Below are 19,257 nucleotides of genomic sequence, written 5' to 3'. Positions count from 1 at the left end.
ACAAAAAGAGGTGTCAAATGAGTGTTAGCAGAACTAACCATTAAAAACTTTGCAATCATTGAGGAGTTAACGGTTTCGTTTGAAAAAGGACTCACAGTTCTAACAGGGGAAACAGGTGCCGGAAAATCAATCATGATTGACGCTGTCTCACTTCTCGTAGGGGGAAGAGGATCATCCGAATTTGTCCGTTATGGCGAAAAAAAAGCAGAGCTGGAAGGTCTTTTTCTTGTACCTGCAGATCATCCTGTATTTGCCCTTTGCGAGGAGCAAGGAATTGATGCATCTGATGAAATGATGATTCTTCGCCGTGATATCAATCAAAGCGGGAAAAGCATTTGCCGCATTAATGGTAAGCTTGTCACCATCTCGCTTTTAAGAGAAGTTGGCCGGCTTTTGCTTGATATACATGGACAGCACGATAATCAGCTGTTAATGGAGGATGAAAATCATTTGCATTTGCTTGATCAATTTGGAGCAGAAGAAATTGCACCTGCTCTCTCGCAGTATCAAGAAGCGTATGATCAATATATGAAGACGGCGCAAAAACTCAAACAGCTGTCTGAAAATGAACAAGAAATGGTTCACCGGTTAGACTTATTGCAATTTCAGCTGGAAGAGATTGAAGCGGCACAATTAGAGCCTGGGGAAGATGAGAAGCTTCAAGAGGAACGTCATCAAATCAGCAATTTTGAAAAAATCTTTTCCTCGCTTCAAAACGCATATAATGCTCTGCGTAATGAGCAGGGAGGACTTGATTGGGTTGGGATGGCTTCAAGCGAGCTTGAGCAAGTTTCTGAGATCAACGACGATCTGAAAACACTCTCTGAGCAAGTGTCAAACTCCTATTATTTATTAGAAGATTCTACTTTTCAAATGCGCAGCATGCTTGATCAATTAGAATTTGACCCAGCCCGTCTTGATTTTATTGAGTCTAGGCTAAATGAGATGAAGCAGCTGAAGCGAAAGTACGGCACAACCGTTGAGGAAATTTTAGAATATGCGGCTAAGATTGAAGAGGAGATAGACCAAATCCAAAATCGAGACAGCCATTTGCAGACACTAAAAAACAAACTTGATGCGATAAGCCGGGATGCATTGCTTGAAGCGCTTAACGTGTCAGAGCTCCGTAAAAAATGGGCGAAAAAACTGGCGAAGCACATTCAAGCTGAATTGAAGGATTTATATATGGAGAAGTCTTCTTTTGATACCGCTTTTACGATTCGATATGCACCTTTTGGCAGTACGGACTGCCCGCTTTTAGATGGAAAACCCGTACAGCTCGGGAAAAATGGCATAGATCAAGCTCAATTTGTCATTTCTACAAATCCGGGTGAACCGATGAAATCTTTGTCAAAAGTAGCATCTGGAGGAGAAATTTCACGTGTCATGCTGGCAGTGAAAAGTATTTTCTCAGCGAAACAAGAAGTGACGTCCATTATATTTGATGAAGTGGATACGGGTGTTAGCGGCAGAGTCGCACAAGCCATTGCTGAAAAAATTTATAAAGTAGCAGCAGGCTCACAAGTACTCTGTATTACCCATCTGCCGCAAGTTGCAGCAATGGCTGATACACATCTTTTTATTTCTAAACGCGCTAAAGCTGGTAGAACAATGACGAACGTCAAACCACTCAGTGATGATGAAAAAGTGAGTGAAATTGGCCGAATGATTGCTGGTGTAGAAGTCACTGAGCTCACAAAACAGCATGCAAAAGAATTACTGCACCAAGCAAATGATGTCAAAACGACAGGGTAGCTGAAAAAACAGCTGCCTTTTTTATATTGTCTCATATTCGCCGTATATACGCATGAAATCATCTTTTTCTTTTATCAATTTATCCAATCATTTTCTAAAGGTGTCGGTTATAAATCCTCGCTAAGAAGGCAAAAGTAAAGATGTAGCCAAAACATTAATGTTCTGGTGTGGGTAAGGAGCGAGGAGAGTGAAAAATGAATGCCCGAAAAGATGAGAAAAGCCATTGGTGTGATTCTCCTTGTTTCTTTAATAAGTACAGGGTTTATGAGCATAGTGAAGGAATATATCAGCATTCCAACAACTGTCGCAGTATTTGAACACGAGAAGCATTCGATTGATACATCCATTGAAGCGTCAGCCAATGCTTCTTCACCAGCCTTTAGTCTTTCAGAGAAAAAAAATCAACTTGAAGTAACGGGACAAAAGGCGGGAAAAGCCGAAATTGTTTATGATTTTAAAGGATTTCCTATTAAGAAAACAAAAGTCGATGTTCTTCCCGAATTAAAAGTCATTCCTGGAGGACAATCCATTGGCGTCAAACTCCATTCTGTCGGAGTTCTCGTTGTCGGTTTTCATCAAATCACAACAGCAGACGGCAAAAAATCACCAGGTGAAGCTGCAGGCATTCAATCAGGGGATATGATCATTGAGATCAATGGTCAGAAAATGGAGAAGATGAATGACCTCACCCCATTTATTCAGAAAGCCGGAAAAACGGGGGAAACCCTTCATTTACTCATAAAAAGAGACCATAAAACCTTTCAAACGACATTAACACCCGCCAAAGATGCAAGTGAAGGTACTTATCGAATCGGTCTTTATATTCGTGATTCCGCAGCAGGAATCGGGACGATGACCTTCTTTGAACCATCTTCTAAAAAATATGGCGCCCTTGGGCATGTGATTTCTGACATGGATACAAAAAAACCAATCGTGGTCGACAATGGTGAAATTGTCAGATCAACTGTCACATCCATTGAAAAAGGGACAGGAGGCAACCCTGGAGAAAAATTGGCCAGGTTTTCTTCTGAAAGAAAAACGATAGGTGATATTTCACGTAACAGTCCATTCGGTATATTTGGTACGTTAACCGAAAAACTTGAAAATCATGTAGCAGACAAACCACTTCCAGTCGCATTATCAAATGAAGTAAAAGAAGGTCCAGCCGAAATATTAACGGTTGTGGACCATGATAAAGTAGAGAAATTTGATATTAAAATCGTCAGCACAACACCGCAAAAATTCCCGGCAACAAAAGGAATGGTGCTTAAAGTAACAGATGAACGCTTATTAAGCAAAACGGGCGGGATCGTTCAAGGAATGAGCGGAAGTCCGATCATCCAAAATGGTAAAGTCATTGGAGCGGTCACTCACGTGTTCGTCAATGACCCGACAAGCGGATACGGCGTACACATTGAATGGATGCTGTCAGAAGCAGGAATTGATCTTTATCAAAAAAACAAAAAAGCAAGCTGATGAAAAACTGCCGCGAATCTTCCGGCAGTTTTTTTCTACCCTTTCTTTCTCTTCCATCATGTTATAAAATAAGGAAAAAGAGATTTTTCGACAAAATGGAAAACAGTGTGTTGTCAAATTGCAATAATCGTCGATTCATTAAGAAAAACGTAGAAAAAGCTAGATAATGCTCTATTATTCGGAAAATTAAACTTTTTTAAAGGGGATAGCATGGTTTTGTCGAATTGAACACTCAGAAGAGAAATGCAAAAGACTAAGGAATCGACATTGGGGAGGAAAGAACGTGGAGAAAATTAAAGTGTGTGTAGCTGATGACAATCGAGAACTTGTTGGCCTTTTGACAGAGTATATTGAGGGACAGGAAGATATGGAAGTACTTGGCGTGGCGTATAATGGTCAGGAATGTCTGACATTATTTAAAGATAAAGAGCCCGACGTTCTCCTCTTAGATATTATCATGCCTCATTTAGACGGTCTTGCTGTACTGGAACGCCTCCGTGAAAACAATGAAATGACCAAACAGCCAAGTGTCATTATGCTGACGGCTTTCGGACAAGAAGACGTAACAAAAAAAGCAGTCGATTTGGGCGCATCCTATTTCATTTTGAAACCATTCGATATGGAAAACCTCGTAGGTCATATTCGTCAAGTCAGTGGAAACGGCACACAAGTCAGCCATCGATCTTCATCTATCCAAAACAGTGTCCTTCGCAGCAAACCTGAACCGAAACGTAAGAACTTAGATGCGAGCATTACGACGATTATTCATGAGATTGGCGTGCCAGCTCATATTAAAGGCTATTTATACTTAAGAGAAGCCATTTCGATGGTGTACAATGATATTGAACTACTCGGCAGTATTACAAAAGTATTGTACCCAGACATTGCAAAGAAATTTAACACGACAGCCAGCAGGGTAGAACGAGCGATTCGTCATGCCATTGAAGTGGCTTGGAGCAGAGGGAATATTGACTCCATTTCGTCACTCTTTGGCTACACAGTCAGCATGTCAAAAGCCAAACCGACCAATTCCGAATTTATTGCCATGGTGGCTGATCGTCTGCGTTTAGAGCATAGAGCAAGCTAAGTCACCTTCCATAAAAAAACGTTTCTTCAATGAGGCGTTTTTTTATTTTCGTAAAATATTGCTAAAAAATGGTTATGTTGATAAAATCATCTTTAATGTTTAAATTGGACAAACGGGTCGCTTTATTTTCAGAATAAAATGAAAAATAAAGCATGAAAGAAATGAATAGGACATAAAATAGTGGTAATCAGCTACGCTAATCAATTGGCTTATAGAAGAAGAAAACGCTCATTCGTAAGAAAAAGGATGAGAGGAAAAGGTCTTATGTAATTAGTAAATAAAGTAAATGAGATCGAAAGTTCTATTTCTATTGACCTGATTGGTTGGCGTTTTAAAGTCACTGGCTTCTTAGAGATTGTGCCATTTGAACTGAATATTCCCATTGTCGAATTTAATAATTTTCACATTCTTTTACTATGCTATAATAATGAAAAGAAGAGGGTGAGGTTATGGGAAAGCTGAAAATCCACTCTGCTGAGGTTGCGAACGAAATTAGCAAGTGGACGAGGGTCATTTCTCAGAATGACCTAGAAAAATCTGCTGTCTATAAAGAGAAAATTCAGAATTTGCTAAAAAATACAGATGAGGATCGAGAAGTTCTTCTTTATTATCAGCTAGTCGACGGCAGACATGAAATGTTACTTGGAAATATTGAAAAAGCCAATCAGATTATGAAAAGTGTCGGAACGCTGGATGAAAAAGCAGATGACATTATTAATTTTTATTTTTACTTTTATAAAGGCCAATATGCTGCCTATGTCAAAAAATATGATGAGGCGATTAGTTTTTATAAGATTGCTGAGCAGCGTCTAAAACGTGTGAATGAAGATCTTGAAGTAGGAACTTTTCATCATAAAGTCGCTTCCATTTATTACGAACTGAAGCAAAATTTCATTTCCATTAATCATATTAAAAAAGCCATTGATACGTTTAAAGCTCATGAGGAATATACCGCACAGGCGATTGACAGCTTGATTTTGCATGCGAGCAACTGTATAGATTTACTACAATTTGATGAAGCTGAGGAAAAGTACCAAGAGGCACTTGAGAAAAGTAAGCGCATTAACAATGAAGTGCTGATTGGGAAGTGCTATCACAATTTAGCGGTTCTTTATTACGCAAAACCTGATTATGAAAAAAGCGCGCAATACGCCAAAAAAGGGATGGGCATTCAAATTCATCGCGACAATAGCCATTATTTCATCCAATCTTTATATGTTCTCGCAAATGCCTTAGTTCATTTAGGAGATCATGAGGCGAAAGAATATATTAAAGAGGGGATTCAATATAGCTGTGATATCCAAAATAATGAATATATAGTAAAATTTGAAATTTTGGATTTGATGTGCGAAAATAGTGGAGCAGCAGACGTATTCTCTGAAAAATTAGACTACATAGAAAAAAATAGATTATATGTGGAGCTTGAGGATTTGTCTGAACAAATATCGAAATACTTCAAGGAACGAAATGATTATCAAAATGCCATTCGTTTTCTTGAAAAGAAATTCGATGCACAAATACTTCAAAAGAAAGTGGAGGTTATCTTATGAAAAAGTTGTTGTTAGGTGTAACAATCGTTACAGCAGTCGCAGTTGTTTCTTCCCTTTTTGCTCTTGACGCAGAGACGACAGAGCAAGCCATCAGAGCGATTACGTGATCGAATTTACCTGTCAACCTCTTCTCTCTTATTAGAAGAGGTTTTTTTATGTGCTCAAACTGGAAAAACGAAAAAAGACACGTCATAATATAGGTAATCATCATATTTAGAGGTGGCATATGACGAAAATTTTTGCACATAGAGGCTTTAAAGGAAACTATCCAGAGAACACCATGATTGCCTTTGAGCACGCACTCCATTCTGGAGCGGATGGGATTGAGCTTGATGTTCAGCTCACCAAAGACGGCAGACTAGCTGTCATTCACGATGAAAAGCTGAACCGAACGACCAATATGAAAGGGTTAGTGAAAGACTATACATATGAAGAGTTAAAAAGAGGAGATGCCAGTCATTCTTTCTATGAAGAAACGGGTGCGGTCACCATTCCTCTTTTAGAAGAAGTATTAGAGCTAGTGACGCAAAGATCATCCTTTATGATCAACATCGAATTAAAAAATTCTATTTATCGATATCCAGGGATTGAAGAAAAAGTAAAAGAGCAAATTGAGCACTTTCAAATAGAGGATCGAGTGCTTGTCTCATCATTTCATCACGGCAGCTTAGCTCTTTTTCACAAGCTGATGCCGCACATTGAACTGGCGGTCCTCACAATGGATGTGATTCATCAGCCGGACATGTATTTAAAAACAATCCCGGCAAAGGGCTACCATCCGAATATAAAGGGCGCTGGGGTGACGAAAGAAGTAGTAGCCGCTCTCCATGCGGACCAACAAGTGATTAGACCGTTTACTGTAAACAGTGAGAAGCAAATAAAAAATATGTTGAGATTGGGTGTTGATGGAATCTTTACTGATTTTCCTGATCGAGCCGTCAAAATAAGAGAAGAAATGAAATAAAGACCCGCTATCAATAGCGGGTCTTTTTCATGATTACCTTTGCTTAAAACGAGTTGTTACTTTATTTCGTTTACGGTCCCTATATAAAATAAATCCTGCAACAACGTAAAGACCTCCCCCTAAAAATAACAACCCTGCAATTCCTTGCAGCCATAAATATGGAAATGGTGCAATGATGATGCCGAAAACAGTGTCACGCAGCAGCTTAATGCCAAGTGCTGCAAAGGCTCCAGGTATTAAAATAATCACTAATGCCAGTATTCTCCCCATCAAATGTCCCCTTAAACGTCATTTACTTCCATTGTCTAATTCAAAAAATATTTTGTCAAGAAAGGAAAACGTGGTAATATAGGTGTTGTGCAATTTTTTGCAACGGAAAAATATGGTGTGCAAAATTTTTCATATAAAGGGGTAACGGGATGCAGAGAGTCTTGATTGTCGGTGCAGGACAAGGTGGATCAGCACTGCTTGAAACATTGCTGAAAACAAATACGGTTCAAATCATTGCGATCGCCGACCTTGATCTCGAGGCACCGGGGATGGATGAAGCGAAAAAGAATGGAATTGAGACGACGACGGATTGGAAAGAATACATAAAAGATGACATTGATATCATCATTGAAACCACAGGCAGTTCTGCTGTACTGAAAGAATTAATTGAACAAAAACCAGAGCATGCTGTGATTGTGCCAAGCTCGATGGCATACGTCATTTCAGAATTAATGGCAGAGAAACAACAGCTTATTCAAATATTGAAGGAACAAACCTATAAACATGACCGCATTTTTAATGCAACGAATGATGGCATGATTTTTATTAATATGGATGAAGAAGTGGTCCTGTTTAATCGATCGGCTGCCAAAATGGTGGGGTGTTCGCAAAAGGATGCGATTGGCCGTCACATTCGAGAAGTGATTCCGAACACGAAACTTCCCGATATATTAAGGTCAAGGGAGCCAGAATTTAACCAAAAGCAATTTTTGAATCAGCAAATTCAAATTGTGACCACCCGTCTGCCGATTATTGATGACGCGGGGAGAATGTTAGGTGCTTTATCGATCTTTAAAGACATTACAGATGCGGTGGAGCTTGCGGAGGAAGTAACGAACCTCAAAGAAGTAAGAACGATGCTTGAGGCTATTATTCAATCATCAGATGAAGCCATATCGGTTGTCGATGAGCAGGGGAAAGGTATTTTGATCAACCGTGCTTATACGAAAATGACCGGTTTAACGGATAAAGAGGTCGTGGGTAAACCAGCAGGAGCTGATATTTCCGAAGGGGAAAGCATGCACTTAAAGGTGCTTGAAACAAGAAGACCAGTTCGAGGCGTCAGAATGAAGGTTGGTCCAAATAAAAAAGATGTCATCGTCAATGTAGCACCTGTTATTGTTGACGGCATTCTAAAAGGCAGTGTCGGGGTCATTCACGATGTATCCGAAATTCAATCATTGACGAATGAATTAAATAAAGCAAGACAGCTCATCCGAACACTTGAAGCAAAGTACACATTTGAAGACATTATTGGAGAAAGTGAACAAATGCTTGTCGCACTTGAGCAGGCAAAGCTGGGCGCAAAAACGCCGGCAACCATTTTACTCCGCGGAGAATCAGGTACTGGGAAAGAGCTGTTTGCGCATGCCATTCACAATGAAAGTGATCGCAAGTACAACCGCTTTGTCCGTGTCAACTGTGCTGCCTTATCAGAAACTCTTTTAGAGTCAGAACTGTTTGGCTACGAGGAAGGAGCGTTTTCTGGTGCAAGGCGTGGCGGGAAAAAAGGGCTGTTTGAAGAAGCCAATCACGGCAGTATCTTTTTAGATGAAATCGGTGAAATGACGCCAAGTACCCAAGCGAAATTGCTGCGTGTCATGCAGGAAAAAGAAATTGTTCGGGTAGGCGGAACGAAAGCGATACCGGTTGATGTGCGTGTGATCACAGCGACAAATGTCAATATTGAAAAGGCGATGGCAGAAGGAAAGTTCAGAGAGGATTTATATTATCGAATGAACAGATACCCGATATCGATCCCACCGCTCAGGCAGCGTCTCGAAGATATTGAATCATTAAGTAAACGCCTCATCCAGAAGATCAATTTAGACTATGGGCGAAACGTCAGCGGCTTAACAGATCGTGCGCTTAATAGACTTCGATCATATAGCTGGCCAGGCAACGTGAGAGAGCTTGAAAATGTGCTTGGACGAGCGATGATCTTTTTGAATCCGCAAGAAGAATGGATCGATGAAGCGCATATCGCCTTCATGGAGTCAGACGATCATGAGGAAAAAGAGCAGCAGGAACTGGCTGTTAGTCAATTTGAGGGGGAGACGCTCTCGGATGCTGTAGAAGCATTTGAAGCGCAGTTGATCAAACAAACCCTTGAAAAACATCAATTCAATCGCACAAAAACAGCGAAAACGTTAGGGATCAGCATTCGAAATCTTTACTATAAAATGGATAAGTATCAGCTTGCAAAAGATAGCATGCAGTAACATGCACGTAACCTGCAAGAAATTGCATAATTTCTTTGCAAAAAGGCTTATTTTTCACACATTTCAAGCTGGCACGGAACTTGCATATAAAAAGAGGAACCGAGCACAAGGAAAGGTGGGCAAGTATGAAGCTTGACGATCTGATTATCAAAGCCTCGCAGCTGCAGAATAAAACAGCGGCTGTGGCTCATGCAGAAGACGAAGAAGTGCTTCATGCCATCAAAATGGCAATCGAACGAAAAGTCGCTCGCTTCCTGCTGGTTGGAAACAAACGCAACCTAAAGGAGCTAGTCAAACAGCATGAGATTAATGAAGACTGGATAGATATTATTCATTCAGATTCACCCGAAGAATCTGCCAAAATTGCCGTTCAGGCAGTAAGTGAAAATCATGCAGATATTCTCATGAAGGGTCATGTCCCGACAGCCATACTGTTAAAAGCTGTCCTAAATAAAGAATATGGGCTTCGGACAGCGAGTGTCCTTTCACATGTTGCAGCCTTCGAAGTACCTGGCTTTGACCGTTTTATCTATGTGACGGACTCTGCGATGAACATTGCGCCTGATTTAAATATGCTGAAAGAAATTACGGTGAATTCCGTTCAAGTCGCACAAGCTGTCGGAAATGATATGCCAAAAGTGGCTGTATTATCAGCGGTAGAAGTCGTAAACCCAGCGATGGATTCGACGCTCACAGCTGCAAGCCTTGCGCAAATGAATCGAAGAGGTCAAATTTCTGGCTGTCTGATTGATGGGCCGCTTGCTTTAGATAATGCCATTTCTCAAACGGCAGCTTCTCATAAAAATATTACGAGTGATGTGGCTGGTCATGCAGATATTTTGCTTGTGCCAACCATTGAAGCAGGCAACATTCTTTATAAATCTCTCATCTACTTTGCTCATGCAAAAGTGGGAGCTGTGGTGGCAGGAGCGAAAGCACCGATTGCTTTAACAAGCCGGTCTGATTCAGCTGAAAGCAAGCTCTATTCAATTGCACTTGCCATCTGTACATCTAATTAAGCGAAAGTATTAGGAGGAATAGAAAATGGAACTTTTTAAATATATGGAACGATACGATTATGAACAGCTTGTATTTTGTCAGGATGAACAGTCTGGTTTAAAAGCCATCATTGCCATTCATGATACAACACTTGGGCCGGCACTCGGCGGAACAAGAATGTGGACATATGAAAATGAAGAAGCAGCTATCGAAGATGCCTTGCGTCTTGCAAGAGGTATGACTTATAAAAATGCGGCGGCAGGGCTTAACCTTGGCGGCGGTAAAACGGTCATCATCGGTGATCCGAGAAAAGACAAGAATGAAGAAATGTTCCGTGCTTTTGGCCGTTACATTCAAGGATTAAATGGCCGTTATATCACCGCTGAAGATGTCGGTACAACGGTAGAAGATATGGATCTTATCCATGAAGAAACAGACTTTGTCACAGGCATCTCTCCTGCATTTGGTTCTTCAGGAAATCCATCTCCAGTGACTGCTTACGGTGTATATAAAGGGATGAAAGCAGCTGCAAAAGCAGCATTCGGTACAGATTCATTAGAAGGAAAAACAATTGCCGTTCAAGGTGTTGGAAACGTGGCTTACAACCTATGTAAACACCTGCATGAAGAAGGCGCACAGCTCATCGTCACTGATATCAACAAAGACTCAGTTCAGCGAGCTGTAGAAGACTTCGGTGCAAAAGCGGTAGACCCTGATGATATTTATGATCAAGAATGTGATATTTACGCACCATGTGCACTCGGTGCAACCATTAACGATGTGACAATTCCTAAATTAAAGGCAAAAGTCATCGCAGGTGCAGCGAATAACCAGCTGAGAGAAACACATCATGGAGATCTTATTCATGAAATGGGCATTGTGTATGCACCGGATTATGTGATCAATGCAGGCGGTGTGATTAACGTTGCAGATGAGCTTTATGGCTATAATGCAGATCGTGCAATGAAAAAAGTAGAAGGCATTTACCAAAACATTGAGCGAGTGATTGAAATCTCTAACCGTGATGCCATTCCAACTTATAAAGCGGCAGACCGATTGGCTGAAGAGCGAATTGAAAGAATGCGCAAATCAAGAAGCCAATTCCTGCAAAATGGTCAACATATTTTAAGTCGTCGCTAAATGGATGAATGAGTTGAAACGGAGGTTTTGTTTTTGCTGACAAAAGAATGGCGTATTCTCACTATTAATCCTGGCTCTACTTCAACAAAAATCGGTGTGTTTCATAATGAACGATCTATTTTTGAAACGACATTAAGACATACAGATGAGGAAATCAAGCAATTTCCTCATATCATTGATCAATTTTCATTCCGTAAAGAAACCATTTTGAAAACACTGCATGAACAGGGGATGAACATCTCAAAGTTTGATGCAGTTTGCGCACGCGGTGGTCTTCTTCGTCCGATTGAAGGTGGCACATATGAAGTAAACGAGCAAATGGTTGAAGATCTAAAAGAAGGGTATGCTGGCCAGCACGCCTCTAATCTAGGCGGAATTATTGCCCGAGAAATTGCACTTGGCCTTAACATCCCAGCTTTTATTGTTGATCCCGTAGTCGTAGATGAACTGCAGCCGATTGCTCGTATTTCAGGACTGCCAACAATTGAGCGGAAAAGCATTTTTCATGCGTTAAATCAAAAAGCAGTCGCAAGAAAAACGGCTGCTTCGTTTGGAAAGCGTTACGAAGATTTGAACATGATCATTACCCATATGGGCGGTGGAATTACGATTGGTGTACATCAAAAAGGAAAAGTCATTGATGTGAATAACGGTCTTCATGGCGAGGGTCCTTTCAGCCCAGAGCGGGCAGGTACTCTTCCAACAGGTGACCTTGTTAATTTATGCTTTTCTGGTGAATATTCGCAAGAGGAAATGCTCAAACGTATTATTGGCGAAGGCGGTCTTGCGGGCTATCTTGGTACGACAGATGCAGTAAAAGTAGAGCGCATGATTGAAGCAGGCGATGAGCGTGCGGCGCTTATTTATGAAGCGATGTGCTATCAAATTGCCAAAGAAATCGGTGCGGCTAGTGCGGTTTTAAAAGGAGCTGTTGACGTCATTGTGTTAACAGGTGGCCTTGCGTACAGCAAACGAATTACGTCAAGCATTAGAGGATACATTGACTGGATTTCAGATGTTGTTGTGTACCCAGGTGAAAATGAATTGCAATCCTTAGCAGAAGGGGCGCTTCGCATTTTAAAAGAAGAAGAATCACCAAAAGAATACCCAAATGATCAAAAGGCGGAGAAAGGAGTGACAAGTCATGGCAACTGAATATGACCTCGTCATTCTTGGTGGAGGCACAGGTGGCTATGTAGCGGCCATTCGTGCCTCTCAACTTGGATTGAAAACAGCAGTCGTAGAAAAATCAAAGCTCGGTGGAACATGTCTTCATAAAGGCTGTATCCCATCTAAAGCGCTTCTTAGAAGTGCAGAAGTCTATCAAACGGTCAAACGTGCCGCTGATTTTGGCGTTGAAGCAAGCGGAATTGCCTTACAATTTGCCAACGTACAAAAAAGAAAAACAGAGATTGTCGACAAATTAGCAGGCGGCGTCAAACACTTAATGAAACAAGGGAAAATTGATGTATACGAAGGAATAGGCCGTATCCTAGGCCCTTCGATCTTTTCGCCAATGCCAGGCACCATCTCGGTAGAAATGGCGAATGGCGATGAAAATGAAATGCTGATTCCAAAGCAGGTCATCATTGCGACTGGGTCAAGACCGCGCGTCCTGCCTGGGCTTGAAGCGGATGGAACACACATCCTTACATCAGACGAAGCACTTGAATTGCAAGAACTCCCTCAGTCCATGCTGATTGTCGGCGGAGGCGTAATTGGGATCGAATGGGCTTCCATGCTTAACGATTTTGGCGTAAAAGTCACAGTAATCGAATTTGCAGATCGCATTTTGCCAACAGAGGATCAAGATATTTCTAAAGAAATGGAAAAGCTTTTAACGAAAAAGGGCATCACCTTAGTGACAAATGCGAAGGTTCTGCCAGATACTGCCGAAAAGCACGAGAATCTCGTCAAGATCCAAGTCGAACAAGGTGGAGACACTCAGTCGTTTGAAGCAGAGAAACTGCTTCTCTCAGTTGGCCGAGTGCCAAACGTGGAAGGCATAGGACTTGAAAACACGGACATCCAGACAGAAAAGCAAGGCATTGTCGTGAATGAGCATTATCAAACGAAAGAGTCGCATATTTACGCAATAGGTGATGTCATTGGCGGTCTTCAGCTGGCGCATGTCGCATCACATGAAGGCATGATTGCAGTGGAACATATGGCTGGTCAAGATCCAAAGCCACTTGATGAAACGCTCGTGTCTAAATGTGTTTACTCTCACCCAGAAACCGCTAGTGTTGGACTGACTGAACAGGCGGCAAAAGAGCAAGGCTACGAAGTCAAGATTGGGAAGTTTCCCTTCATGGCCATCGGAAAAGCGCTTGTATTTGGAGAGTCTGATGGATTTGTCAAAATCATTGCTGACCAAAAGACAGATGATATCTTAGGGATTCATATGATTGGTCCTCATGTAACAGATATGATATCTGAAGCTGGATTAGCCAAAGTACTAGATGCAACTCCGTGGGAAGTGGGACAGACGATCCACCCGCACCCAACCTTGTCAGAAGCAATTGGCGAGGCAGCACTGGCTGTTGACGGAAAGGCGATCCATTTTTAATCAAGGAGGGAAACATGATGAGTAACATGCGTCATCAGGAATTAGGATTATCAGATGAACAAGCGATTGACATATATAGAACCATGCTTTTAGCAAGAAAAATTGATGAACGGATGTGGCTTTTAAACCGTTCTGGAAAAATTCCATTCGTCATCTCTTGTCAAGGACAGGAAGCGCAGCAAGTCGGTGCCGCTTTTGCCCTCAATAGGGAAGAGGATTACGTTTTACCTTATTACCGTGATATGGGGGTTGTCCTTGCATTCGGGATGACGGCGAAAGATTTAATGATGTCTGGTTTTGCGAAAAAAGACGATCCAAGCTCAGGCGGGAGACAGATGCCAGGTCATTTTGGGCAAAGATCAAACCGAATTGTGACTGGATCATCACCTGTGACAACACAGGTTCCTCATGCGGTTGGAATCGCACTTGCCGGGCGTCTAGAGCAAAAGAATTTTGTTAGCTTTGTCACGTTCGGTGAAGGCTCTTCAAACCAAGGGGACTTCCACGAAGGCGCCAACTTTGCTGCGGTGCATAAGCTGCCTGTTATATTCATGTGTGAAAACAATAAGTATGCGATTTCTGTCCCGTATGACAAACAAGTGGCATGTGAGCGTATTTCAGATCGTGCAATAGGGTACGGAATGCCTGGAGTGACGGTTGATGGAAATGATCCGCTTGAAGTGTATGCAGCGGTCAAAGAAGCGAGAGACCGTGCGGCAAGAGGCGAAGGCCCAACATTGATCGAAACCATTTCTTACCGGTTAACTGCGCATTCAAGTGATGACGATGATTCTAGCTATCGAGAAAAAGAAGAAGTGCTCGAAGCAAGAAAGAAAGATCCGCTCATTCAATATGAAACGTACTTAATCGAAGGAAATGTCATGACTTCTGAAATGAAAGAAGAGATGACAAAAGAAATCATGCAAATCGTAAACGAAGCCACTGATGAAGCGGAAAACGCAGCTTATGCCGATGCAGAAAGCGCACTTCGTTACGTGTATGCGGAGTAAGGGGGAAGAAAAATGCCTGTTATGTCATATATAGACGCTATCACATTAGCGATGAAAGAAGAAATGGAGCGAGATCCGAAAGTGTTTGTGCTCGGAGAGGATGTCGGGAAAAAAGGCGGCGTATTTAAAGCAACAGCGGGTCTTTACGAGCAATTTGGAGAAGCGCGCGTCATGGATACACCTCTTGCCGAATCAGCGATTGCAGGTGTAGGTATTGGGGCTGCTATGTATGGAATGCGTCCGATCGCGGAGATGCAATTTGCGGATTTTATTATGCCAGCCATCAACCAAATCATTTCAGAGGCTGCAAAAATTAGATATCGTTCCAATAATGATTGGAGCTGCCCAATGGTCATTCGTGCTCCTTACGGGGGCGGCGTACACGGGGCGCTTTATCATTCACAATCGGTCGAAGCCATTTTTGCCAATCAGCCAGGCTTAAAGATTGTGATGCCTTCTACACCTTATGATGTCAAAGGGTTGTTAAAAGCCGCAGTGCGTGATCCAGATCCTGTATTGTTCTTTGAACACAAACGTGCATACCGTCTCATTAAAGGAGAAGTGCCTGAAGAGGATTATACGCTCCCTATTGGAAAAGCGGATGTGAAACGAGAAGGCGATGACATTACGGTCATTACATATGGCCTTTGTGTTCATTTTGCCCTCCAAGCAGCAGAGCGCCTTGCGAAGGACGGAATTTCTGCTCATATTCTTGATTTACGTACAGTGTACCCGCTTGATCAAGAAGCGATTATTGAAGCGGCATCAAAAACAGGGAAAGTACTCTTGTTAACAGAAGATACAAAAGAAGGAAGCATCATGAGTGAAGTAGCTGCCATCATTTCAGAGCACTGCTTGTTTGATTTAGATGCGCCTATTAAACGTCTAGCAGGACCTGATATCCCTGCAATGCCTTATGCACCGACAATGGAGAAATTCTTCATGGTTAATCCGGATAAGGTAGAAGCTGAAATGAGAGAACTAGCGGCGTTTTAAGAAAGAGGAGGGTTTCAAAGTGGCAACTGAACAAATGAAAATGCCTCAGCTTGGTGAAAGTGTAACAGAAGGAACCATTAGCAAATGGCTCGTTTCACCTGGCGATCATGTGAATAAATACGATCCGATTGCGGAAGTCATGACAGATAAAGTAAATGCAGAGGTTCCGTCATCCTTTACAGGAACAATCACTAAACTAGCGGCTGCAGAGGGTGATACACTTCAAGTAGGAGAAGTGTTTTGTGAAATTGAAGTAGAAGGCAGTGCGCAGCAGAGTGCGAAAATAGAAGAGGCGCCTGCGCAAGATGAAGCACCAGAACCTGACCAAACAAATGTGGATCAGAGTCAAAAGAAACGATACTCTCCGGCAGTCCTGCGTTTAGCAGATGAGCACGGAATTGATTTAGCGACTGTTCAAGGAACGGGAGCTGGCGGCAGAATCACAAGGAAAGATTTGCTGAAGCTTATCGAAAGTGGAGGCGTAAAAGAAACGGCAGCACCTGTGAGTGAAGGTACGGGTCAAACAGAACCTGCGCAACCGTCACAAGCAAAAGCGGCTCCTTCCATCTCTTCAATGCCTGGAGATGTTGAACTGCCGGTCACGCCGATTAGACAGGCGATTGCCGCAAACATGCTAAGAAGCAAGCATGAAATTCCACATGCCTGGACGATGATGGAAGTGGATGTGACAAACCTTGTGACAAGAAGAAATCAGCTGAAAGATCAATTCAAAGCAAAAGAAGGCTTTAATTTGACGTTCTTTGCGTTCTTTGTCAAAGCAGTGGCTCAGGCCTTAAAAGAATTCCCTGAAATGAACAGCATGTGGGCTGGTGATAAAATTGTTCAAAAGAAAGCGATCAATGTCTCCATTGCTGTTGCGACAGATGACGCTCTTTTTGTCCCAGTGATTAAAGATGCGGATGAGAAAACGATTAAGGGAATCGCCAAAGAAATTCATGAACTTGCTTTCAAGGTCAGACAAGGCAAACTGAAGCAAAGTGACATGGAAGGCGGCACTTTCACTGTGAACAACACAGGATCATTTGGTTCGGTTCAATCAATGGGAATTATTAACTATCCGCAAGCAGCCATTTTACAAGTAGAATCTATTGTAAAGCGCCCGATGATTGTAAATGGAATGATTGCCGCAAGAGATATGGTGAATCTTTGTCTTTCATTAGATCATAGAGTACTCGATGGTCTTGTATGCGGTAGATTCCTGCAAAGAATCAAACAAATTCTTGAAGGCATTGACGAAGAGACGTCCGTCTATTAAGCTCATTTATATGTCCCCTTCTCACAATGAGAGGGGGATTTCCATATCAATCAGAAAGGAGCGATGAGATGTCTGGACTAGATTTTTTTGCTTTTCTTACGATCGGTCTGATGTTTATCACAGCCATTGCGTTCGCTTTTCTTCGGTATATTTCCAAATCACGCAATCATCCTGAACGCTTACTGCTCATCATATCGATCGTTTCAATCATTCAAATCGCCTATTGCTTGTTGATGATAGGAGGATTTAAAGGAGTCGCCAATAGTTTATTAGGCATTTCCCTTCTGATAGGTACACTGCTAGGGTATGCACTTGAATATTTATACAGACGTTATATCAAAAAAACGCCCGCATCGAAATGATGCAGGCGTTTTCTTTATTCTGCTGGAACGATAAAGGTCAAATGCTGTTTTAATACTTCAAGGGAAGAAGGAGCGGTCATGTATACTTCACCATCTGTATCTGCATCCATTTCCTCTTTAGTATGAATATGAATGCGGGATGCTTGTATAAGAGACAGGTCCCCTTTAAAATCTTCTAGCTCTTCGCGGTTCATTGAAAAAATCTCTTTTAAAGCAGAGAAACTCGTATTTCTGCAAATTAAAATTTCGGCTTTTCCATCATCAATTGAAGCATTTGGCAGATCTAATTTATTTGTACCGATAAAGTGCCCATTCATGACAAGGACAATCACAGCTTCTTCTTCCCAGTTTTCCTCTTCGGTTTCAATGCGTACGTAGAAAGGTTCTGTCTGCTGAAGGGTTCGAAGAGCGCTCGTGAAGTAGCTGATTTTTCCGAGGACAGCTTTTTCTTTATCATTAATATTGTTTGAGGTATCTGCGATGAGACCAATCCCCCAAAAATTTAAAAGGTATCGATCCTCTGCTTTGATTAAATCGACCTTTTTTTCAGTGCCATCTATCACCATTTGAGCGGCCTTTGGCATCTGCTGAGGGATGCCCAGCGTTCTAGAAAAGTCATTGCACGTCCCGCCAGGTAAGATCGCTACAGTCGGCCTTTTTTCTAAACCGCCAATTCCATTCATACATTCATGGACGGTTCCGTCTCCGCCTAGTATAATCAGCAATTCAACCGACTCATCCATCTCACGGCAGAAATGATAGGCATCATTCGGCTGTTTTGTAGGCTTAAGGATGAGTTCATCAATATGTAAAGAAAGAAGAGGCACTGTTTGACCTAGTGTTTTTTCCATGTTTTTTTGTCCAGCATTTCCGTTATAAATGAGTATCGCTTTTTTGAATTGTGCCATCACGCAGTTCTCCCTTTCATCACTTTACTATCACTTTTCCCCAATTCCACAGGTCATAAACGACGTTTGAAAAAAGTGAAGGGGGCGAAACAAGACATTTGCCCGCCGGCGTTTTCCTTGTTATGATGTAGTTAAAATGGTTTGGTACGTAGAAGGAGTGGACGGTTATGAATATTGATTTTAATTTATTTATGAATGATATTGTGAAACAAGCACGAGAAGAGATTAAACAGGCAGGTTATACGGAACTGACTACAGCTGAAGAAGTCGATGAAGCACTGACGAAAAAAGGAACGACACTTGTCATGGTGAATTCAGTGTGCGGCTGTGCAGGCGGTATTGCTAGACCAGCGGCTGGTTATTCTGTTCATTACGATAAGCGTCCAGATCAATTGCTCACAGTGTTTGCTGGACAGGACAAAGAAGCAACCGCAAGAGCACGTGAATACTTTGAAGGCTTCCCGCCATCTTCACCATCATTTGCTCTATTAAAAGACGGGAAAATCATTAAAATGGTCGAACGTCACGAAATCGAAGGACATGAACCGATGGAAGTGGTGTCAAAACTTCAAGCCGCTTTCGATGAGTATTGCGAAGAAGTGTAACATGTTACTTTTGAATGAATCATTTAGAGGCAGTCCGGTCTTTTGATCGGTCTGTTTTTTTGTTTTAT

The 19,257-nt window shown here is 41.9% G+C and carries 17 protein-coding genes; 15 read left to right on the top strand and 2 right to left on the bottom strand.

The features are described 5' to 3' along the window. Positions 1-21: 21 nt before the first annotated feature. The 5 genes from recN (at position 22) to MHI20_RS04925 (ending at position 6,832) form a co-directional block, all read left to right on the top strand. Positions 22-1,755 carry a DNA repair protein RecN gene (gene recN / locus MHI20_RS04945; protein WP_058336661.1) on the top strand — a complete coding sequence of 578 codons (1,734 nt, stop codon included), beginning with the start codon at positions 22-24 and terminating at the stop codon, positions 1,753-1,755. 198 nt (positions 1,756-1,953) lie between these two features. Beyond that, positions 1,954-3,231, top strand: a complete 1,278-nt coding sequence (gene spoIVB / locus MHI20_RS04940; RefSeq protein WP_007501161.1) for a SpoIVB peptidase — start codon at positions 1,954-1,956, stop codon at positions 3,229-3,231. 283 nt (positions 3,232-3,514) lie between these two features. Then, positions 3,515-4,318 carry a sporulation transcription factor Spo0A gene (gene spo0A / locus MHI20_RS04935; RefSeq protein WP_008342226.1) on the top strand — a complete coding sequence of 268 codons (804 nt, stop codon included), beginning with the start codon at positions 3,515-3,517 and terminating at the stop codon, positions 4,316-4,318. A 449-nt stretch (positions 4,319-4,767) separates the two neighbouring features. After that, a complete protein-coding gene (locus tag MHI20_RS04930) occupies positions 4,768-5,868 on the top strand; it encodes a Rap family tetratricopeptide repeat protein (RefSeq protein ID WP_024718885.1) in 1,101 nt (366 codons plus the stop codon). 226 nt (positions 5,869-6,094) lie between these two features. Next, positions 6,095-6,832 carry a glycerophosphodiester phosphodiesterase gene (locus MHI20_RS04925; RefSeq protein ID WP_113767106.1) on the top strand — a complete coding sequence of 246 codons (738 nt, stop codon included), beginning with the start codon at positions 6,095-6,097 and terminating at the stop codon, positions 6,830-6,832. Positions 6,833-6,865: 33 nt separating this feature from the next. Here the strand turns inward: MHI20_RS04925 and MHI20_RS04920 are convergent, their stop codons facing one another. Next, positions 6,866-7,102 (bottom strand): DUF2627 domain-containing protein, encoded by a 237-nt coding sequence (locus tag MHI20_RS04920; protein WP_017357960.1) that lies wholly within the window; start codon positions 7,100-7,102, stop codon positions 6,866-6,868. Positions 7,103-7,251: 149 nt separating this feature from the next. Between MHI20_RS04920 and MHI20_RS04915 the strand changes: the two genes are divergently transcribed. The 9 genes from MHI20_RS04915 to MHI20_RS04875 all read left to right on the top strand — a co-directional run bounded on the left by MHI20_RS04915 (position 7,252) and on the right by MHI20_RS04875 (position 17,676). Continuing rightward, complete coding sequence (locus MHI20_RS04915) at positions 7,252-9,324, top strand: sigma-54 interaction domain-containing protein (RefSeq protein WP_144668106.1); 2,073 nt, start codon at positions 7,252-7,254, stop codon at positions 9,322-9,324. 125 nt (positions 9,325-9,449) lie between these two features. Then, on the top strand, positions 9,450-10,343 hold the full coding sequence (gene yqiS, locus MHI20_RS04910) for a phosphate butyryltransferase (RefSeq protein ID WP_035702808.1): 894 nt from the start codon (positions 9,450-9,452) through the stop codon (positions 10,341-10,343). A gap of 25 nt (positions 10,344-10,368) precedes the next feature. After that, positions 10,369-11,463 carry a branched-chain amino acid dehydrogenase gene (gene bcd / locus MHI20_RS04905; protein WP_007501155.1) on the top strand — a complete coding sequence of 365 codons (1,095 nt, stop codon included), beginning with the start codon at positions 10,369-10,371 and terminating at the stop codon, positions 11,461-11,463. 33 nt (positions 11,464-11,496) lie between these two features. Beyond that, positions 11,497-12,618 carry a butyrate kinase gene (gene buk, locus MHI20_RS04900; protein WP_412836547.1) on the top strand — a complete coding sequence of 374 codons (1,122 nt, stop codon included), beginning with the start codon at positions 11,497-11,499 and terminating at the stop codon, positions 12,616-12,618. Beyond that, positions 12,608-14,032, top strand: coding sequence for a dihydrolipoyl dehydrogenase (lpdA, locus tag MHI20_RS04895; RefSeq protein WP_113767104.1), 1,425 nt, complete (start codon positions 12,608-12,610; stop codon positions 14,030-14,032). The genes buk and lpdA overlap by 11 nt, the downstream gene beginning before the upstream one ends. A 17-nt stretch (positions 14,033-14,049) precedes the next feature. Continuing rightward, on the top strand, positions 14,050-15,042 hold the full coding sequence (locus MHI20_RS04890; RefSeq protein ID WP_039165916.1) for a thiamine pyrophosphate-dependent dehydrogenase E1 component subunit alpha: 993 nt from the start codon (positions 14,050-14,052) through the stop codon (positions 15,040-15,042). 12 nt (positions 15,043-15,054) lie between these two features. After that, positions 15,055-16,038: an alpha-ketoacid dehydrogenase subunit beta gene (locus tag MHI20_RS04885; protein ID WP_007501148.1), complete on the top strand. Its 984-nt coding sequence runs from the start codon at positions 15,055-15,057 to the stop codon at positions 16,036-16,038. Positions 16,039-16,057: 19 nt separating this feature from the next. Then, a complete protein-coding gene (locus MHI20_RS04880) occupies positions 16,058-17,314 on the top strand; it encodes a dihydrolipoamide acetyltransferase family protein (RefSeq protein WP_340936998.1) in 1,257 nt (418 codons plus the stop codon). Positions 17,315-17,382: 68 nt separating this feature from the next. Further along, positions 17,383-17,676: a YesK family protein gene (locus MHI20_RS04875; RefSeq protein ID WP_008342236.1), complete on the top strand. Its 294-nt coding sequence runs from the start codon at positions 17,383-17,385 to the stop codon at positions 17,674-17,676. Positions 17,677-17,690: 14 nt separating this feature from the next. Here MHI20_RS04875 and MHI20_RS04870 read toward each other — a convergent pair whose 3' ends face one another. Beyond that, positions 17,691-18,584 carry a YegS/Rv2252/BmrU family lipid kinase gene (locus MHI20_RS04870; RefSeq protein WP_058336666.1) on the bottom strand — a complete coding sequence of 298 codons (894 nt, stop codon included), beginning with the start codon at positions 18,582-18,584 and terminating at the stop codon, positions 17,691-17,693. A 167-nt stretch (positions 18,585-18,751) separates the two neighbouring features. Here MHI20_RS04870 and MHI20_RS04865 point away from each other — a divergent pair, with 167 nt between their 5' ends. Next, on the top strand, positions 18,752-19,189 hold the full coding sequence (locus tag MHI20_RS04865; RefSeq protein WP_007501138.1) for a BrxA/BrxB family bacilliredoxin: 438 nt from the start codon (positions 18,752-18,754) through the stop codon (positions 19,187-19,189). The last annotated feature ends 68 nt before the right edge of the window (positions 19,190-19,257 follow it).

The organism is Bacillus sp. FSL K6-1106, from assembly GCF_038005245.1.
In the GTDB taxonomy this organism is placed as follows: Bacteria; Bacillota; Bacilli; order Bacillales; family Bacillaceae; genus Bacillus; species Bacillus altitudinis.
Note: the sequence above shows the minus strand (reverse complement) of the source record. Positions and strands in the feature narration are given on the sequence as shown.